21 protein-coding genes and 1 tRNA gene are annotated in these 19,410 nt (G+C 69.4%); 15 read left to right on the top strand and 7 right to left on the bottom strand.

Going from position 1 to position 19,410, the window contains the following annotated elements:
• Window position 1: 1 nt before the first annotated feature.
• From BV453_RS07050 to BV453_RS07065, 4 genes are all read left to right on the top strand, one after another.
• Window positions 2–1,039, top strand: coding sequence for an ABC transporter permease (locus BV453_RS07050; protein WP_025102714.1), 1,038 nt, complete (start codon window positions 2–4; stop codon window positions 1,037–1,039).
• 49 nt (window positions 1,040–1,088) lie between these two features.
• Window positions 1,089–2,099 carry a sugar ABC transporter substrate-binding protein gene (locus tag BV453_RS07055; RefSeq protein ID WP_249521215.1) on the top strand — a complete coding sequence of 337 codons (1,011 nt, stop codon included), beginning with the start codon at window positions 1,089–1,091 and terminating at the stop codon, window positions 2,097–2,099.
• A gap of 68 nt (window positions 2,100–2,167) precedes the next feature.
• A complete protein-coding gene (locus tag BV453_RS07060; protein ID WP_025102712.1) occupies window positions 2,168–2,782 on the top strand; it encodes a nucleoside/nucleotide kinase family protein in 615 nt (204 codons plus the stop codon).
• A complete protein-coding gene (locus tag BV453_RS07065) occupies window positions 2,779–3,549 on the top strand; it encodes an SDR family NAD(P)-dependent oxidoreductase (RefSeq protein WP_249521216.1) in 771 nt (256 codons plus the stop codon). The genes BV453_RS07060 and BV453_RS07065 overlap by 4 nt, the downstream gene beginning before the upstream one ends.
• A 60-nt stretch (window positions 3,550–3,609) precedes the next feature.
• Here the strand turns inward: BV453_RS07065 and BV453_RS07070 are convergent, their stop codons facing one another.
• Both BV453_RS07070 and BV453_RS07075 read right to left on the bottom strand, forming a co-directional pair.
• Window positions 3,610–3,819, bottom strand: a complete 210-nt coding sequence (locus tag BV453_RS07070) for a multidrug transporter (protein WP_126893929.1) — start codon at window positions 3,817–3,819, stop codon at window positions 3,610–3,612.
• Window positions 3,806–5,161 (bottom strand): APC family permease, encoded by a 1,356-nt coding sequence (locus BV453_RS07075; RefSeq protein ID WP_025102709.1) that lies wholly within the window; start codon window positions 5,159–5,161, stop codon window positions 3,806–3,808. The genes BV453_RS07070 and BV453_RS07075 overlap by 14 nt, the downstream gene beginning before the upstream one ends.
• Window positions 5,162–5,332: 171 nt before the next feature.
• Here BV453_RS07075 and BV453_RS07080 point away from each other — a divergent pair, with 171 nt between their 5' ends.
• Complete coding sequence (locus tag BV453_RS07080) at window positions 5,333–5,986, top strand: MIP/aquaporin family protein (RefSeq protein ID WP_025102708.1); 654 nt, start codon at window positions 5,333–5,335, stop codon at window positions 5,984–5,986.
• 55 nt (window positions 5,987–6,041) lie between these two features.
• Here BV453_RS07080 and BV453_RS07085 read toward each other — a convergent pair whose 3' ends face one another.
• Complete coding sequence (locus tag BV453_RS07085) at window positions 6,042–7,067, bottom strand: FUSC family protein (protein WP_164498171.1); 1,026 nt, start codon at window positions 7,065–7,067, stop codon at window positions 6,042–6,044.
• A gap of 50 nt (window positions 7,068–7,117) precedes the next feature.
• On the opposite strand from BV453_RS07085, the gene BV453_RS07090 reads away from it, so the two are divergent.
• Genes BV453_RS07090 through BV453_RS07100 form a run of 3 tightly spaced genes read left to right on the top strand, consistent with a single transcriptional unit; the run spans window position 7,118 to window position 9,139 of the window.
• Window positions 7,118–7,927, top strand: coding sequence for a sugar nucleotide-binding protein (locus BV453_RS07090; protein ID WP_025102706.1), 810 nt, complete (start codon window positions 7,118–7,120; stop codon window positions 7,925–7,927).
• Between the two features lie 40 nt (window positions 7,928–7,967).
• Window positions 7,968–8,582 (top strand): DUF1684 domain-containing protein, encoded by a 615-nt coding sequence (locus tag BV453_RS07095; RefSeq protein WP_249521217.1) that lies wholly within the window; start codon window positions 7,968–7,970, stop codon window positions 8,580–8,582.
• The gene (locus BV453_RS07100) at window positions 8,579–9,139 is read left to right on the top strand and encodes a dihydrofolate reductase family protein (RefSeq protein WP_249521218.1); all 561 of its coding nucleotides are present in this window, start codon (window positions 8,579–8,581) and stop codon (window positions 9,137–9,139) included. The genes BV453_RS07095 and BV453_RS07100 overlap by 4 nt, the downstream gene beginning before the upstream one ends.
• A gap of 24 nt (window positions 9,140–9,163) precedes the next feature.
• Here the strand turns inward: BV453_RS07100 and BV453_RS07105 are convergent, their stop codons facing one another.
• Both BV453_RS07105 and BV453_RS07110 read right to left on the bottom strand, forming a co-directional pair.
• Entirely contained in the window at window positions 9,164–11,194 is a 2,031-nt protein-coding gene (locus tag BV453_RS07105) for an MMPL family transporter (RefSeq protein WP_249521219.1), read from the bottom strand.
• Between the two features lie 184 nt (window positions 11,195–11,378).
• Window positions 11,379–11,774 carry a helix-turn-helix transcriptional regulator gene (locus tag BV453_RS07110; RefSeq protein WP_197426468.1) on the bottom strand — a complete coding sequence of 132 codons (396 nt, stop codon included), beginning with the start codon at window positions 11,772–11,774 and terminating at the stop codon, window positions 11,379–11,381.
• Between the two features lie 26 nt (window positions 11,775–11,800).
• Here BV453_RS07110 and BV453_RS07115 point away from each other — a divergent pair, with 26 nt between their 5' ends.
• The 5 genes from BV453_RS07115 to BV453_RS07135 all read left to right on the top strand — a co-directional run bounded on the left by BV453_RS07115 (window position 11,801) and on the right by BV453_RS07135 (window position 16,717).
• Window positions 11,801–13,105, top strand: a complete 1,305-nt coding sequence (locus BV453_RS07115; RefSeq protein ID WP_085605159.1) for an NAD(P)-binding domain-containing protein — start codon at window positions 11,801–11,803, stop codon at window positions 13,103–13,105.
• A 110-nt stretch (window positions 13,106–13,215) separates the two neighbouring features.
• Complete coding sequence (gene trxB, locus BV453_RS07120) at window positions 13,216–14,199, top strand: thioredoxin-disulfide reductase (protein WP_249521220.1); 984 nt, start codon at window positions 13,216–13,218, stop codon at window positions 14,197–14,199.
• Window positions 14,196–15,293: an ACR3 family arsenite efflux transporter gene (arsB, locus tag BV453_RS07125; protein ID WP_249521221.1), complete on the top strand. Its 1,098-nt coding sequence runs from the start codon at window positions 14,196–14,198 to the stop codon at window positions 15,291–15,293. Before trxB ends, arsB begins: the two co-directional genes overlap by 4 nt.
• Window positions 15,290–16,279, top strand: coding sequence for a metalloregulator ArsR/SmtB family transcription factor (locus BV453_RS07130; RefSeq protein ID WP_025102699.1), 990 nt, complete (start codon window positions 15,290–15,292; stop codon window positions 16,277–16,279). The genes arsB and BV453_RS07130 overlap by 4 nt, the downstream gene beginning before the upstream one ends.
• Before the next feature lie 24 nt (window positions 16,280–16,303).
• Window positions 16,304–16,717 (top strand): arsenate reductase ArsC, encoded by a 414-nt coding sequence (locus BV453_RS07135; RefSeq protein ID WP_025102698.1) that lies wholly within the window; start codon window positions 16,304–16,306, stop codon window positions 16,715–16,717.
• Between the two features lie 480 nt (window positions 16,718–17,197).
• Here BV453_RS07135 and BV453_RS07140 read toward each other — a convergent pair.
• Window positions 17,198–17,271 (bottom strand) — tRNA-Gly (locus tag BV453_RS07140).
• A gap of 86 nt (window positions 17,272–17,357) precedes the next feature.
• Here BV453_RS07140 and dcd point away from each other — a divergent pair.
• Window positions 17,358–17,963: a dCTP deaminase gene (gene dcd, locus BV453_RS07145; RefSeq protein ID WP_025102697.1), complete on the top strand. Its 606-nt coding sequence runs from the start codon at window positions 17,358–17,360 to the stop codon at window positions 17,961–17,963.
• A gap of 1 nt (window position 17,964) precedes the next feature.
• Complete coding sequence (locus tag BV453_RS07150; RefSeq protein ID WP_126893932.1) at window positions 17,965–18,438, top strand: hypothetical protein; 474 nt, start codon at window positions 17,965–17,967, stop codon at window positions 18,436–18,438.
• Here BV453_RS07150 and BV453_RS07155 read toward each other — a convergent pair.
• On the bottom strand, window positions 18,371–19,372 hold the full coding sequence (locus tag BV453_RS07155) for an alpha/beta fold hydrolase (protein WP_025102695.1): 1,002 nt from the start codon (window positions 19,370–19,372) through the stop codon (window positions 18,371–18,373). The genes BV453_RS07150 and BV453_RS07155 overlap by 68 nt on opposite strands.
• Window positions 19,373–19,410 lie beyond the last annotated feature (38 nt).

The raw sequence follows: 19,410 nt of genomic DNA on the forward strand, positions 1-19,410 counted from the left end.
AATGCTCCAGACACTGAAGAGACTCGAGGTGAACCGCTTCTCGATCTACATCATCCTGCTGGTGGTGATCGTCGCGGCGAGCTTCCTGAGCCCGAACTTCCTGAGTTCGGACAACATCTTCAACGTGCTGCGCCAGGTCGCGGTGATCACGATCCTCGCCTTCGGCGCGATGACGCTGATCATCGGCGGCATGATCGACCTGTCCGCCGGCGCCGTCATGGCGTTCGCGGGTGTCGTGTCGGTGCTGGTCTACAAGTCGACGGGCAACCTGCTGCTCGCGATCCTCGCCGGCATCCTCATCGGCATGCTGTGCAACCTGGTGAACGCCTTCCTCGTCGCGACGTTGAAGACCCCCGCGTTCATCGTGACGCTCGGGATGATGCTGATGGCCCGCGGCGCGGTGCTGGAGCTGACCCAGGGGCAGAACGTCCTCCAGCTGGGCGACTTCATCCTCATCGGCCAGGGCAACCTCGGCTGGCTGCCGATCCCGGTGCTCGTGCTGATCGGCGTGACGATCGTGATCTGGTATCTCATGAACCAGACCAGGTACGGCCGCTCGGTCTACGCGGTGGGCGGCAACGAGGAGGCGGCACGCGCCGCCGGAATCTCCGTGGAGCGCGTGAAGTACCAGGCGTTCCTCGTGAACGGCGCCCTGGTCGGCATCGCCGGTGTCATCTTCATGTCCCGCGTCAACGCCGGTCTCCCCAACGCGGGCGTCGGCTACGAGCTGCAGGCCATCACCGCCCCGATCATCGGTGGCACGAGCTTCTCCGGCGGCGTCGGCACCGTGATGGGCACCCTCGCCGGTGCGCTCATCGTCGGCATCCTCGGCAACATCATGAACCTCATCGGGATCGGCTCGTACATCCAGCAGATCGTGATGGGCGCGATCATCGTCGTCGCCGTCGCCTACGACGTGTTCAGCAAGCGCGGCAAGGCCAAGACCACGATCCTCAAGTCCGACGCGAAGGGCGATCCCTTCCCTGTCGGAGCATCCGCATCCGCATCCGACCCGGGAGGCGGCAGGACGTCGTCCTGACCGCGCCCACCCGACCGCTTCACCCCACCTAGAGAAACAGGAGAAGACAATGAAGAGTCTTACCCGCAGGATCATCGCGTTCGGCGCCGCTGCCGCCGCGGCGATCAGCCTCGCCGGCTGCGCCGTCACCACCGGGAACCCGACCGGGAACGGCGGAGGCCGTGGCTCCGAGGACAAGGACGAGTACCGCGTCGCGTACATCGCCCGTGCGCAGGCCGACTCGTTCGCCGCCTGGCTCGCGAACGAGATGAAGACGGCCGCCGGCGAGTACGACGACATCACCCTCGAGGTCTTCGACGGCCAGGCCGACGACGAGATCGAGAACAAGATGATCGAGAACGCGATCGCGAACAAGTTCGACGCGATCATCGTCCAGGCCAACAACGCCGACGCACAGCTGCCGTACATCCAGCAGGCCATCGACGCGGGCATCGTGACCATCACGACCAACCCGCGCGTGGAGGGCCTGACCGGTGGCGACTCGGTCGACGCCGACCCCTACAAGCAGGGCGCGGTCGTCGCCGAGCTCGCGGTGGAGCAGATCCCGGACGGGGCCAACGTCGTGGTGCTGAACGGCCCGGCCGGCAACTTCCACAGCACGGCTCGCCGCGACGCCTGGGAGAAGGAGTTCTTCGCCGAGCGTCCCGACGTGACCATCGTCGCCGAGGACATCGCGAACTGGAACAAGGACGAGGCGATGACCCTGATGGAGGACTGGTCGCTGGCCAACTCCGACATCGACGCGATCATCTCGATGAACGACAACATGGCCTCCGGTGCGCTGGAGGCGGTGAAGGGCAAGGGCGGCTTCGACGGCATCCTCGCCTACGGCGTCGACGGCACCCCCGAGGCCGTCCTGCTGATCGAGGCCGGCACCATGACCGCCACCTCCCTGCAGAACGCCCGCGAGCTGGCGGAGCTCAACCTCAAGGCCGTGCACGATCTCCTGACGGGCGCGGAGGACGAGGTGAACGTCGACATCGGCAACCCGCTCATCACGAAGGACGGCGTCCAGGAGTACATCGACCTGTACAAGGAAGCCGGACTGCTCGACCAGTGACACCGGCCGGGGGAGCGGGCACCCGCCCGCTCCCCCGATCCGTGCCCGACCACCGCCGAGGACCGCTGATGCACGCACTCACCGCCGCCGATGCCCTGACCCGGGTGCGGGAACTGTCCCGCGACGGGCGGCCGTTCCTGCTCGGCGTCGTCGGGCCGCCCGGGGCCGGCAAGTCCACCCTCGCCGAGCGGCTCGGGATGCCGGTCCTCCCGATGGACGGGTTCCACCTCGCTAACGACGACCTCGATCGCCGCGGACTCCGCGACCGCAAAGGGGCACCGGAGACGTTCGACGTCGCCGGTTTCGCGGCCCTCCTCGGCCGCCTCCGCGCGGGGGAGGACGTGCGCGCCCCGCGGTTCGACCGCGACATCGACGCCGCGGTCGCCGAGATGCTGCCGCTCTCCGCCCGGGATCGCGTGATCGTGGTGGAGGGCAACTACCTGCTGCACGACGCCGACGGGTGGGAGCACGTGCGCCCCCTGCTCGACGAGACCTGGTACCTCGACGTGCCCGAGGACCTGCGGCTGCGTCGTCTCGTCGCCCGCCACGAGGCGTACGGGAGGTCGCACACCGACGCCGTCGCCTGGGCGACCGACGTCGACGGCCCCAACGCCGTCCTCATCCGCGCGACCCGGCATCGGGCCGACGCCATCATCACCCTGAACGAAGGAGACGACGCATGAGCGTCATGGATGCATTCGCCCTCACCGGCAAGACCGCGCTGGTCACCGGCGCCACCCGCGGCCTCGGGCGCGAGTTCGCCCGTGCCCTCGCCGAGGCCGGCGCCGACGTGGTCGTCCACGGCCGGGACGAGGCCGCAGCGAAGGAGACCGCGGCCGAGATCGAGGCCGTCGGCCGGCGGGCCTGGGTCGTGCTCGGCGACCTCACCGAGCGCTCCTCCGTGGACCGCATCGCGGCGGAGGCGATCGAGGCTGTGGGCGGGCGTCTCGACATCCTCATCAACAACGCGGGCGCCTGCATCCACCGCCCGGCGCTCGAGGTGACGGACGACGAGTGGGCGCACGTCATCGACACGAACCTCACCGCCTTGTGGCGACTGTCGCAGACGGTCGGTGCGCACATGGTGGCGCGCGGCTCCGGGTCGATCGTGAACGTCGGCTCCATCTCGGCCCAGATCGTCAACCGCCCGCAGATGCAGCCCGCCTACAACGCCTCCAAGGCCGCGGTGCACCACCTCACCAAGTCGCTGGCGGCCGAGTGGGCGCCGGCGGGGGTGCGCGTGAACGCCGTGGCGCCCGGCTACATCAAGACCGACATGTCGCCGGTGGACGAGCCGCGCTTCCGACGGTTCTGGATCGAGGACTCCGCGCAGCAGCGCTACGCCACGCCGAGCGAGGTCAGCCCGTCGGTGGTCTTCCTCGCGTCGGATGCCGCGAGCTTCATGTCCGGCACCGTCCTGGTGGTCGACGGCGGCTACACACTGTTCTGACCCCGCACGTGCGAGCGCCCGCTTCCGGGGAGGAGAGCGGGCGCTCGTGCGTGTACGGACTCAGTCGTCGCCGTCGGCCTCGGGCATGCCAGGACCGGGGCCCGGACGCACCTCGGCATCGTCCCGGATGTCGATACGGGTGTTGCCGTCGTGCTCCGAGACGTCCACGCGCGGCGCGGCGTCGGCCTCCGTGGCGTCGGGGGCCGAGGTCAGCTGGTCGTGACGGTTCTCCTCGAACGTCTCGTCGGCGGTGTCGTCAGGCGTGCTCATGGCTCTCCTTCGTGTCGGCGGTCTTCGAGCGGTTGCGGGTCCACCGGGCGACAGCGTAGAGCACGCCGCCGACGGCGAGCAGGATGGCGCCGAAGAGCCACACCTGCGGGCGCTGCTGGGTGAGCAGCAGGATGCACGACGCGATGCCGAGCACCGGGACGAACGTCCACACGCGGAAGTGGTCGTGCTCGACCTTGTCGCGGCGCAGGACCAGCACCGAGATGTTCACGCTGAGGAACACGACGAGCAGCAGCAGCACGACGGTCTCGGCGAGCGTCGCGAGGTCTCCGACCAGCGTGAGGCCCATGGCCACGAGCGTCGTGGTGAGGATCGCCACCCACGGGGTCTTCCGCTTCGGCAGCACGCGTCCGAGCACCGACGGCAGGAGGTTCTGCTCGGCCATTCCGTAGGTGAGGCGGCTGACCATGATCATCGTCAGCAGGGCGCCGTTGGCGACGGCGATGAGCGCGATGAGGCTGAACATCCAGGACGGGACGCTGACCCCGGTGGCCTCGACGACCGCGAGCAGCGGGCCGCTGGACTCCTGCAGCTCGGAGGCCGGCAGCGCGACGGCGCTGGCGATGCCGACGAGCACGTACACGACGCCGGCGGTGAGGAGCGCGCCGAACAACGCGCGCGGGTAGGTCCGCCGGGGGTTCTTGACCTCTTCGATCATGTTGGCCGAGGTCTCGAAGCCGACGAACGAGTAGTACGCGATCACTGCGCCGGAGAGCACCGCGAGGGCGACGTTCGCCCCCTCGGGCACCTGCGTCGCCCGGGACAGATCGCCGCCTCCGCCGCCGACGAACACCGCGACGACGACGATCACGATCACGAGGCCGCTGAGTTCGATCGCCGTCATCACGAGGTTCGCGCCCATCGATTCGCGGATGCCGCGGGCGTTGAGCAGGCCGACGATCGCGAGGAAGACGATCGCGACCGGGATCGTCGGCAGGTCGATGAAGGTGCTGAGGTAGTCGCCGGCGAAGGCGATGGCGAGACCGGCCGCGCTCGTCACGCCGGCCGCGAGCATGCTGAAGCCGACGAGGAAGGAGACCAGCGGGCTGCGGAACGCCCGCTCGGCGAACACCGCGGCGCCGCCCGCGCGGGGGTACTTGGTGACGAGCTCGGCATACGACCCTGCGGTGAGCATGGCGAGGAGGAGCGCGAGGACGAGCGGTGCCCAGAGCAGGCCGCCCACGTCCTCCGAGAGCACACCCATCAGCGCGTAGATCCCCGCCCCCAGCACGTCGCCGAGGATGAACGCGAACAACAGGGGGCCGGTGATGGCGCGGCGCAGCCGGGTTGGGTTCTCGGCGCGCGGCTCGGTCTGGACGGTCATCCTTGCACGGTAGGGGCCGGGACTCCGGCGGGCGACGGGCTTGACAGTTCCGCCGCCAATGAGCCAGCGAGAGCCGACCGCGCGCTATCCTCGGTGCCGCAAGGCGGGTCGTCGCCCGGGCCGTTCCGGGGAGACGGGGGGCCGCCTGCGATCCCACAGAAGGACACCATCATGACCGGTACACCTCGAAAGGCGCTCGCAGAAGCGGTCGCCACGTTCCTCTTCGTCCTCGCCATCATCGCCGCGGTGAACAGCGGAAGCCCGCTCACCCCGCTCGCGATCGGCTTCACGCTGATGGTGCTCGTGTACTCCACGGGCCACATCTCCGGCGCCCACCTCAACCCGGCGGTCTCGCTGGGCGTGTTCCTGCGCGGTGGGCTCAGCGTCGCCGACTTCGTCTCCTACCTCGTCGCGCAGTTCGCCGGTGGGGCGCTCGCGGCTCTCGTGGCCCTCGCCGTCTGGCCGGCAGGGGAGAAGGCGATGGTCATCGAGGTCGGCCCGGCATTCCTCGTCGAGGCGCTGTTCACGCTGATCCTCGTCTGGGTCGTGCTGAACTCCGCCACCTCGAAGGACACTGCGGGCAACTCGTTCTACGGGCTCGCGATCGGTGCGACCGTCTTCGTCGGTGCGGCGACGGTCGGCTCCATCTCGGGCGGCGGATTCAACCCGGCGGTGGCCCTCGGCCTCTCGGTCAGCGGGCACTTCGCGTGGGGCTCGCTCTGGCTGTACATCGTGGCCCCCGCGGTCGGTGCCATCATCGCCGCCCTGCTGTTCCGGGTGCTCAACGCCGACGATGCGCGGAAGATCGCCGCGGACGCCGAGTAGAAGCCTCGCCTCGGAGCGCCGCATCCCTCCCGGGGTGCGGCGCTTCGTCGTCTCGTCAGCGGCGTCGGCTCCGTCGGCGCAGCGCGGCGGACGTGACGGCCACCACCGTTCCGACCACGACGCCGATGATCGTCTCCAGCACACGGTCGGTCAGCAGGTCGGCGACAGGAGTCGGCGCGGCCAGGTGCACCATCAGGAGCGCGAGCGGGGTGACGAACACCATCGCGATGCCGTAGTTGCGGCCGATGAACAGTTCGGCCGTCCCCTGCAGGACCACCACGACGGCGATCACGGCGAGCGGCGGCATGTCGAGGGCGAGGATCCCGGCGGCGACCAGCACGCCGAGCAGCGTGCCGACGAGGCGCTGGATGCCGCGGATCACGCGGGCGTTGAGCTGTGCGCCGCTGACCGCCGCGACCGCGCCGACCGCCGCCCAGTACCAGTGGGTGCCGCCGAGGAGCAGGCCGACCACACCCGCTCCGACGATCGCGGCGGCGACCGAGGCGGCCATCTCGGCGGCGACCGGCCCGACGGCCGGGCGTGCCTTCGGTGCCGCCTCCGCCGTGGTCCGGGTGACGACGGCGACCAGGGCGGTGAGCGCGAGGCCGAAGAGCACGCTCGCCCCGCCGACCAGCAGGACCGCGCCGAAGGAGGCGCCGGTGGCGGGGATGGTCGCGCACGCCCCGGTCGCGAAGACCGTGAACAGCGGACCGGGCGGGTGCCACTGGAGGACGTAGGCCAGCAGCGTCACGGCCGACGCGACGAGTGCGACGACGACGATGCTCAGCACGGCGGGGGCGGCGAGGACCGATAGGGCCGTGCCGATCAGCATCGCGCCGAGCAGCACGCCGCCGGCGCTGGCCTGCATGCGGATCCGGTCGCGGAAGACGTCGTGCCGGCCGTAGAGTGCGGCGAAGGCGCCGAAGCTCGCATAGATGCTGAGGTCGAGCCGGCCGACGGCCCACAGCACGAGGAGCGGGACGGCGACACTGACCGCGGCGCGCAGGGCGACCCGGTGATCCCCGCGGTGCGGACCGACGCGGAGGACTCCCGTCCACACCCGTCCCTGCGATTCCGTCACCGATCAAGCCTACGTCCGTCGCTCGGCGACGATGTGCGAGGGTGGGAGGGATGACCACTCCGCCTCCGCCGCGCCGCACCCTCCTGGTCGGCTTCGGGAAACTCGGCACCCGGCTCGCTCCGCTGCTCCTCGCGGACGGTGGTGAGGTCCTGGCCCTCCGCCGCAGTGACGGACCCGTGCCGGACGGGGTGACGGCGCTCGCAGCCGATCTGACCGTTCCGCTCACCACGCCGCTGCCCGAGGTCGACGCGGTTGTGATGACCCTGCCGCCCGGTCCGGACGTGTCGTCGTATCGCACGGCGCTCGCGCATCTCGCGGCGGCGTTGCCGGCCCGGCCGACGCGGACGGTCTTCGTCTCGTCCACCGGGGTGTTCGACGGCGCCGGGAGCTCCGAGCCCGTGACCGAGCGGGTCGAGCCGGCACCCACCACCGACCGGGGCCGCGGTCTGCGGGACGGCGAGAAGGCGGCCGTCGAGCTCTTCAACGCGGTGGTCGTGCGCCCCGCGGGCATCTACGGTCCCGGGCGCGAGTTCCTCCTCCGGAAGGTCAGGGAGGGGGCACCCGTCACGCACCGCCGCCGCACGAACCGGATCCACGAGACCGATCTCGTACGCATTCTCGACCTGCTGCTGCGGATGCCGGAGCCCCCGGCGCTCGTGCACGCCGTCGACCAGGCGCCCGCCCCCCTGGGAGACGTCGTGACCTTCCTCGCCGACCGCCTCGGCGTGCCCGTGCCCCCGGACGACGGCGGTGCGGTGAGCGGCTTCGTCTACGACGGCTCGCTGGTGCATGCGGTCCTCGGCAGGCTGGACTACCCGACCTACGAGGACGGCTACGCGGACATGATCGACCGGGACTGAGGCCGTTCCGAGCGTCCGTCGTCCGGCGTACCGTGGGCGCATGACGAATGCGCAGACGGCCGTCGAGGTCGTCGACTGGCGGCGGCGGGTGTTCGCCCTGTACGAAGCGGTGCGACGGGCCGACTCCCCGGAGGAGGCGCACGAGCTGTGGCGGATCGAGCGCGACGAGCTGCTGCTGCGGCACCCGGCGACGCCCCTCCTCCCGCAGGACAGGGCGCTGTTCGAGGGGCTGCCGATCGCCTCGTACGACCCCGCCTGGCGGTTCGAGCTCCCGATCCTCGACACGGAGCCGGCCACGTTCGAGTTCGCCACGGGGACGGACGGCATCGTGCCGTTCGAGCGCGTCGGCGTCGTGGAGATCCCTGACGTCGGGTCTCTCGACGTGTGGCGGCTCGCCTCCTACGGCGGCGGCCTGTTCGTGCCAGTGCGCGATTCCTCCGCCGGGCAGAGCGGGGGGACGTACGGCGGCGGGCGGTACCTCATCGACACGATCAAGGGTGCCGACCTCGGGGCCGACCCGCGCCGCGGCACGCTCGTGCTCGACTTCAACTTCGCGTACAACCCGTCCTGCGCCTACGACTCGGCGTGGGCGTGCCCGCTGGCGCCACCCGGCAACGTGCTGACGGTGCCGGTCCCGGTCGGAGAGCTCCGATGAGGCCGCTGCGGTACGCGATCAACGTGACGCTCGACGGCTGCTGCCATCACGAAGCGGGACTCCCGCCCGACGAGGAGTCGATGCGCTTCTGGACCGCGGAGCTGCAGCGCGCCGACGCTCTGCTCTACGGCCGGGTGACATACGACATGATGCGGGCCGCGTGGCGGCGTCCGGAATCCGGGGTCTGGCCGGGCTGGATGGAGGAATGGGAGACGCCCTTCGCCGAGACCATCGATCGCCTGCCGAAGCATGTGGTGTCGGCGACGCTCGATGCCGTCGACTGGAACGCGGACCTCGTGCGCGGCGACCTCGCCGAGGCGGTGCGGGGGTTGATGGATCAGCCGGGGGAGGGCTTGTCGGTCGGCGGAGTGGCTCTGCCCGCGGCGCTCGCCGACCTCGGGTTGATCGACGAGTACCTGTTCGTGGTCCACCCGGTCGTCGCGGGGCATGGTCCTCGGCTGCTCGACGGCGTGCGCGAGCGTCTTCGGCTCGAGCTCGTGGAGCGGCGGGAGTTCCGCTCCGGCGCCGTCGCGCAGCGGTACCGTCCGGTGGCGTGAGCGACGCACAGCGACCCCGACGCATCAGCCGGCATCAGCGTTGCGTCCGGAGGCCGGTCGCCCCGGCCACCAGATGCGGTCGCCGACGAGAGCGAACAGCGCCGGGACGATCACCGTCCTGACCACCAGCGTGTCGACGATCACGCCGACCCCGACGATCAGGCCGAGCTGCCCGAGGGTGACCAGCGGCAGGACGCCGAGCGCCGCGAACACGGCGGCGAGGACGATCCCGGCGCTCGTGATGACGCCGCCGGTGTGGGCGACCGCTTCCACCATGCCGTCCCGGGTACCCCGCAGCGCCGCTTCGCTCCGGGCGCGGTGGACGAGGAAGATGGTGTAGTCGATGCCGAGGGCGACCAGGAACAGGAAGGCCAGCAGCGGTACCGGGAGATCGAGCGCGTGCTGCCCGAACAGCACGCGACTGAGCCAGGCTCCGGCGCCGATGGCGGCCACGGCGCTCGCCACATTGACGGCGAGCAGCAGCAGCGGCGCGACCAGCGACCGCAGCAGGAACGCCAGCACCAGGAAGCTCACGGCCAGCACCAGCGGCACCACGACGCCGAGGTCCGCGAGGTTCCCGGCACGGGCGTCGAGATCCGTCGCCACCGCGCCGCCGACGACAGCCCCCGCCCGGGGCACATCGTGCACGGCGTCCCGGAGATCCGTGATCTGAGCCAGGCTCTCGTCGGTGCTGGGCGCATACTCGCTGGTCACCAGGATCTTCGTGAGCTTCTCATCGTCCGTCGTCCCGACAGGAGCGGCGCGGACGATGCCCTCCACGTCGCGCGCCGCGGTGAGGACGGCTTCGGCTTCGCCGCTGTCCGTGACGATGAGGATCGGCTGCGCCTCTCCTGCCGGGAAGTGGTTCGAGAGCACCTCGAGACCCGTCGCGGACTCGGACGGGACCCGGAACTTGTCGACCTGGTCGAGTCCGACGGTCGTCCCGACGAGGCCGACCGTCATCACGGCCAGCAGGGCCGCACCCCCGAGGAGGCTCACGACCGGCCGGCTCACGACGCGCGTCGCGATCGTCCGCCACACCCCGTCGCGTCGTGCGGCAGCTCCGGGACGAGGGACGAACGGCCAGAACACCTTCCGTCCGCACACCGCCAGCAGCGGAGGCAGCAGGAAGAGGCCGGACGCCAGGGCGACCAACAGCCCGATGGCGGACGAGACGCCGAGTCCGTGCGTGCCGGGGATCACCGCCAGGGCGAGTGTCAGGAGGGCGAGGACGACCGTGAGGTTCGAGGCGAGGATCGCCGGAGCGGTCCGGCGCCAGGCCGTGCTGAGCGCGCGGCGGTGGTTCGTCGTGGTGGTGAGCTCCTCCCGATATCTCGAGATCAGGAGCAGGGCGTAGTTGGTCCCGGCGCCGAAGACGAGGACGCTGATGATCCCGGCATCGAACTGCAGGTCCCACGCGGAACCGGCAGCCGCGGTCAGTCGCCCGGCGAGTCCGTCGGCCAGGCCGACGGCGGCGAGCGGCAGCAGCCACAGCACCGGTGACCGGTACGTGACGATGAGGAGCACGGCGACGATCAGGACGGTCACGAGGAGCAGGGTGAAGTCGGCGCCTTCGAAGGAGGCGGCGATATCGGCGCCGAACGCCGGACCGCCGGTCACGAGTAGCGTCATCCCGTCCGGTGCGTGCTCGTTGGTGTCGGCGCGGAGCGCCGCGATCACCGCGGCGGTGTCGGTGCTCGTCTGGCCGACCGCGATCGGCGTCACGAGAACCGCGGCCTTCTCGTCCTCGCTCACGAGAGGCCCGGTCGGATCCGCGTCCGCGTGCGCGTCGAGCACCGGGAGGAGACCTTCGAGGGCGGTGACGTCCTCTGCCGAGAGCGTCGCGCCGTCGTCGCGTGACGCGACCACGATCACGGACTGCCGATCCGCGTTCGGGAACTCGGCCAGCAGGTCGCTCGTGTGCGCCGACTCCGACCCCGCGGGGGCCTGCTCGTTGCCGGCGGGTGCCTTCGCCGACCCGAACAGGCCGAAGAGAGTCATCATGATCAGGACGACCGCTCCGAGCGTGATCCACGCTCCGCCACGGGAGGTCATCCACTCGGGAAAGCGCCGAAGAGCGCGAGAATCTGCCATACCCGTCACTCCACCAGGAGCGCCGGGCGGCGACATCGTCAAGACGATGGAGGGAAGTCTCCCTCTTTCGATGGATGCCGGTCGGGCACGCGTCCGCACGGGCGGGCATCACGAAGAGCCAGCTCCAGCCGGCTCGGTGCGCTGGTCACACCGCGCGGAGCGCACTGGCGGCAGCATCCATCGCCCCCGCGTCCAGAGCGAAGTAGGCCCACTTGCCGCGCTGCTCACGTGTGACCAGGCCCGCTTCCACCAGTAGTTTCATGTGATGCGACACTGTGCCCTGTGAGAGTCCCACGGGTTCGGTCAGGTCGCAGATGCACGCTTCCCCGCCGGCTCCGGCGGCGATGAGCGACAACAGTCGGACGCGCGTGGGGTCGCCCAGCGCTTTGAAGACCCGGGCGACACGCTCGGCGTCCGCGACGGTCATCGACGGCGCTATAGGCGGAACGCAACAGCTGGTCGCTTCGATTGTCGTCGGCAAGCTCACGGGTCTAGTGTGACACGTATTGACAATCTTCGATAGGTGGGCGACAGTCTTCATATTGAAGTTTGTCAATTTGAGGAGACATGATGTCCGAGCTTCCTGTCGTCGTCATCGGAGCGGGTCCGCAGGGTCTCGCCGCAGCGGCGCGTCTTGTCGAACGCGACGAGAACGTGATTGTCGTCGAGCGCGGGCAGGGGCCTGCTGCTGCGGTCGCTGAATGGGGGCATGTGCGCCTCTTCTCGGCATGGCCAGAGCTCACTGACGCGGCGGCACGACGTCTTCTTGAGCCGACCGGATGGACCGCACCCGACTCGGGGTACCCGACCGGCGCCGAATGGGTGGACAGCTACCTGGCGCCTCTCGCGGATGCCTTGGGCGAGCGGGTTCACTACGCGACCACCGTTACTGGAGTCGCTCGTCAAGGTCGTGACAAGGTCGTCGACGGCGGACGCAAGGGCCAGCCCTTCGTCGTGCATACGGTCAGCGCGGACGGCCAAGAGTCGCGAGTTCTCGCTCGCGCGGTCATCGACGCGAGCGGCACCTGGGCGCTTCCGAATCCGGCGGGCGCGGATGGATATCCCGCCCTCGGGGAGGCCGCAGCATCCGATCTGATCTCGTACCGCATCCCGGCCGATGTGTCAGAACTCGCGGGGTCGCACGTCGTCGTCGTGGGAGCGGGGCACTCCGCCGCGCACGCTGTCCTGAGATTGAGCGAGCTGGCACGCCGGGCCCCTGGCACCCGCGTCACCTGGATTCTCCGTAGGGGGGAGGCAACGAACGTCTTTGGGGGTGGCGCCAGAGATGAACTTCCCGAACGGGCCGCGCTCGGCTCTCGTGCGCGCAAGATGGTCGACGAGGGTGTCGTGGAGCTGGTGACCGGATTCCGTGTCGCCGAGTTCCGGCAAGCCGCTGACGGCCTGACCGTGGTCGCCGAAGACGGGCGCGAGGTCGCGGGTGTCGGGCGTGTATTCGCACTCACGGGCTTTCGGCCGGACACGGAGATGCTGCGAGAGCTCCGTATCGATCTTGATCCCGCGCTCGAGGCGGTCGTGGGCATCGCGTCCGAGATTGACCCGAACATCCACTCCTGCGGATCTGTGGGTGCCACGGGGGCGCGAGAGCTCGCGCAGCCGGAGCAGGGGTTCTTCATCGTCGGCGCGAAGTCCTACGGTCGGGCGCCGACCTTCCTCGCGTTGACCGGCTTCGAGCAGGTGCGAAGTGTTGCCGCGCACCTCGTGGGAGATCACGAGGCCGCCGGGCGCAGCGAACTCGTCCTCCCCGACACCGGGGTGTGCGGGGGGTCCGGCGACTTCGATGACAACGCGGGCAGCTGCTGTGCGGCTCCTTCAACCATCCAGATCGGCGCACGGCCCGTCACCGTCAGCTGATCTCCGCTGACGGAAGGGCGGGGCTCATGAGTGGAGCCCCGCCCTTCCGTGTCAGACCAACGCGGATCGTAGCGGTTGCCTCAGGCATTGATGAGTGTCAATATAGACACATGTCGATACAAGAAGTCGAGCTTGCGGTCATCGGGTCCGGCCCTTCGGGCTACACCGCAGCCATCTATGCTGCGCGAGCTGGCCTCGCGCCCGTGGTGCTTGCCGGATCCGTGACGGCGGGTGGCGCGCTGATGACGACGACCGAGGTCGAGAACTTCCCTGGGTTCGTTGACGGCGTACAGGGGCCCGAACTGATGGAGTCGATGCGCGCGCAGGCGGAGCGTTTCGGTGCCCGCATCCTCCTGGACGACGCGATCCGGGTCGACCTCGACGGGCGCACCAAGACCATCGAGACCGGCACGGGGAACACTATCCATGCTCGCGCCGTCATTCTCGCGATGGGCTCCGCCTATCGCAAGCTGGGACTGCCAGACGAGGAGCGCCTCACTGGCCGCGGCGTGTCCTGGTGTGCCACGTGTGACGGCTTCTTCTTCCGTGACCAGGAGATCGTCGTCGTCGGCGGCGGGGATTCCGCAATGGAGGAGGCGCTGTTCCTCACCCGCTTCGCATCGAAGGTGACTATCGTGCACCGCCGCGGCGAGTTCCGCGCATCGAAGATCATGGCCCAGCGCGTGCTCGACCACCCGAAGATCGAAGTCGCCTGGAACGCGGAAGTCGCGGGCCTCATCGGCGCCGAGAAGGTCGAGGCGGTCGCACTCCGCGACAGCGTCACCGGTGCGGAACGGGAACTGCCCGCCACCGGAGTGTTCGTCGCCATCGGTCACGACCCGCGCTCCGAGATCGTCACCGGGCTCGTCGAAACCGACGCCGATGGATATGTCCTCGTCGACCACCCCTCCACCCACACGAACGTGTCGGGAGTCTTCGCCGCCGGCGACCCGGTGGATCATACCTACCGTCAGGCGATCACTGCGGCGGGCACCGGATGCGCCGCGGCTCAGGATGCCCAGCACTACCTGGCCGCGCTTGACGAAACCGCACCCATCGAGGCTGACGCCGCCGCAGAGGCGCTCCTCGCATGAGCACCGCAACTGTTCCCACTACTGCTCCAGCCACTCGACGTCTGTCGACTCTCGACCGGTGGTTGCCACTGTGGATCGGCCTGGCCATGGTCGGTGGAATCCTCGTCGGCCGCTTCATCCCCGGCGTCTCCGATCTCCTGGCCGCTCTCGAACTCGGTGGAATCTCCATTCCCATCGCGCTCGGCCTGCTGGTGATGATGTATCCAGTCCTCGCGAAGGTCCGCTACGACAGGATCGCTGCCGTCACCGGAGACAAGAGACTGCTCATCTCGTCGCTGGTGCTCAACTGGCTCGTCGGTCCTGCGCTGATGTTCCTCCTCGCCTGGGCGTTCCTCCCCGATCTGCCCGAGTATCGCACGGGGCTCATCATCGTCGGGCTCGCGCGCTGCATCGCCATGGTCGTCATCTGGAATGACCTCGCCTGCGGCGACCGGGAGGCGGCAGCCGTTCTGGTCGCCATCAACTCGGTCTTCCAAGTCGTCGCATTCTCGCTGCTCGGATGGTTCTACCTGACCGTCCTCCCCGGCTGGCTCGGGTTCGATTCGCAAGGCCTGGAGATATCGGTCTGGCAGATCGCATTGAACGTCCTGATCTTCCTGGGCATCCCCCTCATCGCCGGCTTCGCTTCCCGCCTCATCGGAGAGCGTGCGAAGGGACGCGACTGGTACGAAGGTCGTTTCCTGCCGAAGATCGGTCCCTGGGCCCTCTACGGTCTGCTCTTCACCATCGTGCTGCTGTTCGCTCTTCAGGGGGAACAGGTCACCAGCCGCCCGTGGGACGTCGCGCGGATCGCGCTTCCTCTGCTGGCCTACTTCGCGGTCATGTGGTTCATCGGTCTCTTCACCGGGAAAGCACTTGGACTCGGCTACGCCCGCTCATCGACCTTGGCGTTCACCGCGGCCGGCAACAACTTCGAGCTCGCCATCGCTGTCGCCATCGGCACGTTCGGAGCGACGTCCGGACAGGCCCTGGCAGGCGTCGTCGGTCCGTTGATCGAGGTCCCGGTTCTCGTCGGGCTCGTGTATGTCTCGCTCTGGGCAGCCCGCCGCTGGTTCCACACGGACCCGTACGCGGCTGAAAGGATGCAGTCATGAACGTCACTGCAACGACGGACATCGACACGTGCAGTCCGGTCGCGACGCACGCCATCGGGCTGGAAGCAGCCTCCACAGTCGCCGTGACGCTGAAGGCGCTGTCGGATCCGCTGCGCCTACGGATGCTGTCGGCCATCGCCTCCGACCCGCGAGGAGAATCGTGCGTGTGCGACCTCGCTGAGCTCGCCGACGTCTCCCAGCCCACCGTCTCCCACCACCTCAAGGTGCTCAGGGACGTCGAGGTGCTCACATCTGAGCGACGCGGCACATGGGTCTGGTATCGGATCAACCCGACGCGACGTGGTGCCGTCACCGCACTGCTGGACTCCTTCGCGCCGGCTTCGGTCGCGCCCGGCCGCGTCGACGAAGAAAGCCCGCTACGGCCGGACTTCGACGCGCGCGTGACCCGCCTCGCCGAGGAGCTCGCGGCAGAAGTGCCCGAGCTCGACCCAGATGTCGTCCTCACGACCGTCCGAGAGTCTTACACCGCGCTCGCGCGGACCGCCCGCGTTACCTCGACGCTCATCCCTCTCACCGAGCGCTTCGCGCGGCAACGGCTCGCGGACTTGACCCGAGACCGCGGCTCGGCCCTCCCGCAAGTGCTGTTCGTCTGTGTCGCCAATGCGGGACGGTCGCAGCTCGCCGCCGCGCTCGTCAACCAGCTCGCCCCCGGCAAGGTCGTCGCACGCTCCGCCGGTTCCGCTCCCGCCGACGTCGTCCACCCCCACGTCCGCTCGCTCCTAGCGGAGATCGAAGGTGACGGGGCTGCTGAGCGATTCCCGAAGCCGCTCACCGACGATGCCGTCCGCGCGGCCGACGTCGTCATCACCATGGGGTGTGGCGACGTCTGCCCCATCATTCCCGGCGTCCGCTACGACGACTGGGCGGTCGGCGATCCCGCCCTCGCCTCCCGCGAAGGCGTCGAGGCCATCCGCGACGAGATCGCCCAACGCGTTCGCGCACTCGTCGACGACCTCGTCCACTGACCACGCCTCTCACCAGGAGCACCAATGACTGACACGACCACGAGCACCAAGCCCTCGGTCCTCTTCGTCTGCGTCCACAACGCCGGACGCTCACAGATGGCCGCCGGTTTCCTCCGTGACATCGCCGGCGACCGCATCGAAGTGCGCTCCGCTGGCTCCATGCCAGCCGACCAGATCAACCCGATCGCCGTGGAGGCGATGGGCGAGCTCGGCATCGACATCACGGCCGAACAGCCCAAGGTGCTCACAACCGAAGCCGTGCAGGCATCTGACGTCGTCATCACGATGGGATGCGGCGACGCTTGCCCGTTCTTCCCGGGCAAGCGCTACGAGGACTGGAAGCTCGAGGACCCGGCCGGACAGGGAATCGACGCAGTCCGCCCGATACGCGACGACATCCGCGCGCGCATTCAGAAGCTGGTGGCCGAACTGCTGTGATCCCTGGGCCGGCTGAACACCACGGCGCATTCTTATTGCAGCTGCCGTCGGACATCGGGATGAACTCGGCCTCCGGCGGGCAGTCTGCCTGAGAACGGGTACACCCGGAGCCCCGCCACGGAACGTCGGGGTCGGAACGGCAGGGTCGCGATTCGGCGACGAACCATCCGTCCGGGAGTGGCCCGTACCTTGCGACACGATGCGGCGTTCTTCGCGGCATCGCTCGTAGCTCGGCGATGTCCCCTACCTCGCCTCGGGCGCGGGAGCCTGGGTGCCTCCCTGCCGCAAGCTCACTCCTCCGAGAACCCTGACCCATTCCAGGCCACCTTCCAGACCCTGCTGCTCATCACGACGACCGTCAGCATCATCAGCGTCATCAGGGAGGATCGACGCAACAAGCGGGCAACCGCGGGAGCACAAGAGGCGAGCTCCGGTCTGGAGTATCTCCGGAATGTCCGGATCAGCTGTGGAAGTCACATATGGAGGGGCTGACGGGAATCGAACCCGCGCTGTCTGCTTGGGAAGCAGAAGTTCTACCATTGAACTACAGCCCCGCACCCGCCCGAGAGCAGGTGGAGCAAGCCTACCTGTCGCGGGCCGGATGGCCAAAGCGCGGGTCGCTCATGACTAGGCTTGTGCCGTGCTTCTCAGCGATCGCGACATCAGAGCAGAACTCGCCTCCGGCCGCGTCGGCCTGGAACCGCATGCGCCGGAGATGATCCAGCCGTCGAGCATCGACGTGCGACTGGACCGCTACTTCCGCCTCTTCGACAATCACAAGTACCCGTTCATCGACCCCTCGGTCGACCAGCCCGAGCTGACGCGGCTGATCGAGGTCGATCCGGACGAGCCCTTCATCCTCCACCCCGGCGAGTTCGCGCTGGGGGCCACGTTCGAGCAGGTCACCCTGCCGGACGACATCGCCGCGCGGCTGGAGGGGAAGTCGTCGCTCGGGCGCCTCGGGCTCATCACCCACTCGACCGCCGGCTTCATCGACCCGGGCTTCTCCGGGCATGTGACGCTGGAGCTCGCGAACGTGGCGACGCTGCCGATCAAGCTGTGGCCCGGCATGAAGATCGGCCAGCTCTGCTTCTTCCGGCTCACCTCACCGGCGGAGAACCCGTACGGCTCCGGTCCCTACGGCAACCGCTACCAGGGTCAGCGGGGTCCGACGGCGTCCCGGTCGTTCCAGAACTTCCACCGCACCGACGTGGGTGTGACTGACATCGGAGCCGTCGGAGGCTGACATGAGCGACGCGAGCGGGACGAGTTCCGACGAGTCCGCGGTGCCCGAGGGGGCGGCGCCGCCGGATGCTTCGGGGCCGGACATCGCTCCCGCCGACGCGGTGATCCCGCCGGCCGACGCCGTCATCCCGCCTCCACCGCCGGAGACACCGATCCCGGAGGGGCTCTTGACAGCACCGGACGCCGCAGGCGATGCGCTTCCGGCACCGACCCGTCGCTCGGAGCGATCCCGCCCGACGCCCGCGATCCTCCAGGGCGAGCAGCCCGCGGCGGCTGCGGACGACTGGGCGCAGCGATCGATCGCCCCGGAGGTCGCCGACACCGGCAGCTACCGGATGCTCGCGGTCGTCGTCTTCGTCGTGCTCTTCCTCCTGCTCGCGGCGGCTGTGGTGACGCTCGTCGTGCTGATCACCACTGTCGGGCTGCCGTTCGCGGCCGTCGACCCGGGCGCGGGCTTCCTGCCGACCCGGGTGTAGGGCTCCGAAGGGCGGCGGGCGGGTCCGCCGGTGCGGCATCAATGTCGGCTCGTCCCGTGGCGGTGCCGAGCGCATCCACGGCGTCGAGACCCCCGGTCACGAGAGCGACCACGGCGTCGAGGGTCGGATCAGCCGACAGCACTCTCGTATGACCGAGACCCACCGTGCGGACGAGACGGGAGCGGCCGGGATGAGCGGCGTGCAGCCGGAGGGCGTCGTGGTCGGGCATCCGGCGGTCGCCCCGGTCGTGCACGATGAGCAGTGTGGTGCCGGCGGGGAGTGGATGCGCGCCCGCGTCATACCGTTCGACGGCGGTTGCGGGATCGAGCCGGAGGCGGCGGTGGAAGCGGGTGCGGAGTCGGTCCGCGGTGGCGGGGTCGAGCCGGAGGTCACGGACGAACTGGGCGAGGAACGCCTCGGGTGCGGCGGCCCCGGCGACGACGGCGACGGCGGGGACCGAGCCGGACGACCGGGCGACGGTCAGCGCCGCGAGCCCGCCGAAGGAGTGTCCGATGAGAGCGGAGAAGGGGCCGTGGGTGCGGTCCAGCTGCTCCGCGGCATCGACCCAGTCGCGGATATCGGTGTGCCGCCCGCCGGAGGAGCCGTGCGCCGGGGCATCGAAGGCGACGACCCGGAATCCCTCGGCGACGAGTTCCCGCACGAGCGGGGCGAACTGGGAGGCGCGGCCCCGCCAGCCGTGCAGGAGCAGCACGGTGCGCGGACCCGTGCCCCACGTGTAGGTCGTGACGGGGATGCCGCGCACGAGGAGCGTCCCGCGGCGGGCGTCGTCGTGGGTGGCGGCGTCGGCGGCACGCACGGCCATCCGTGGGCGGGTGGAGAAGAACAGCCGGTAGGCGAGATCGCCGGCGAGGAGAGGGGAGAGGCGTCCCACAGTCGGGAGGGCGCGGACGAGGAGAGAGGACGCGGACGGCATGGAGGCTCCTTCACCGAACTATACGAACGATCATCCGT

The sequence above is a fragment of the Microbacterium sp. ER1 genome (assembly GCF_023383675.1).
Classification (GTDB): domain Bacteria; phylum Actinomycetota; class Actinomycetes; order Actinomycetales; family Microbacteriaceae; genus Microbacterium.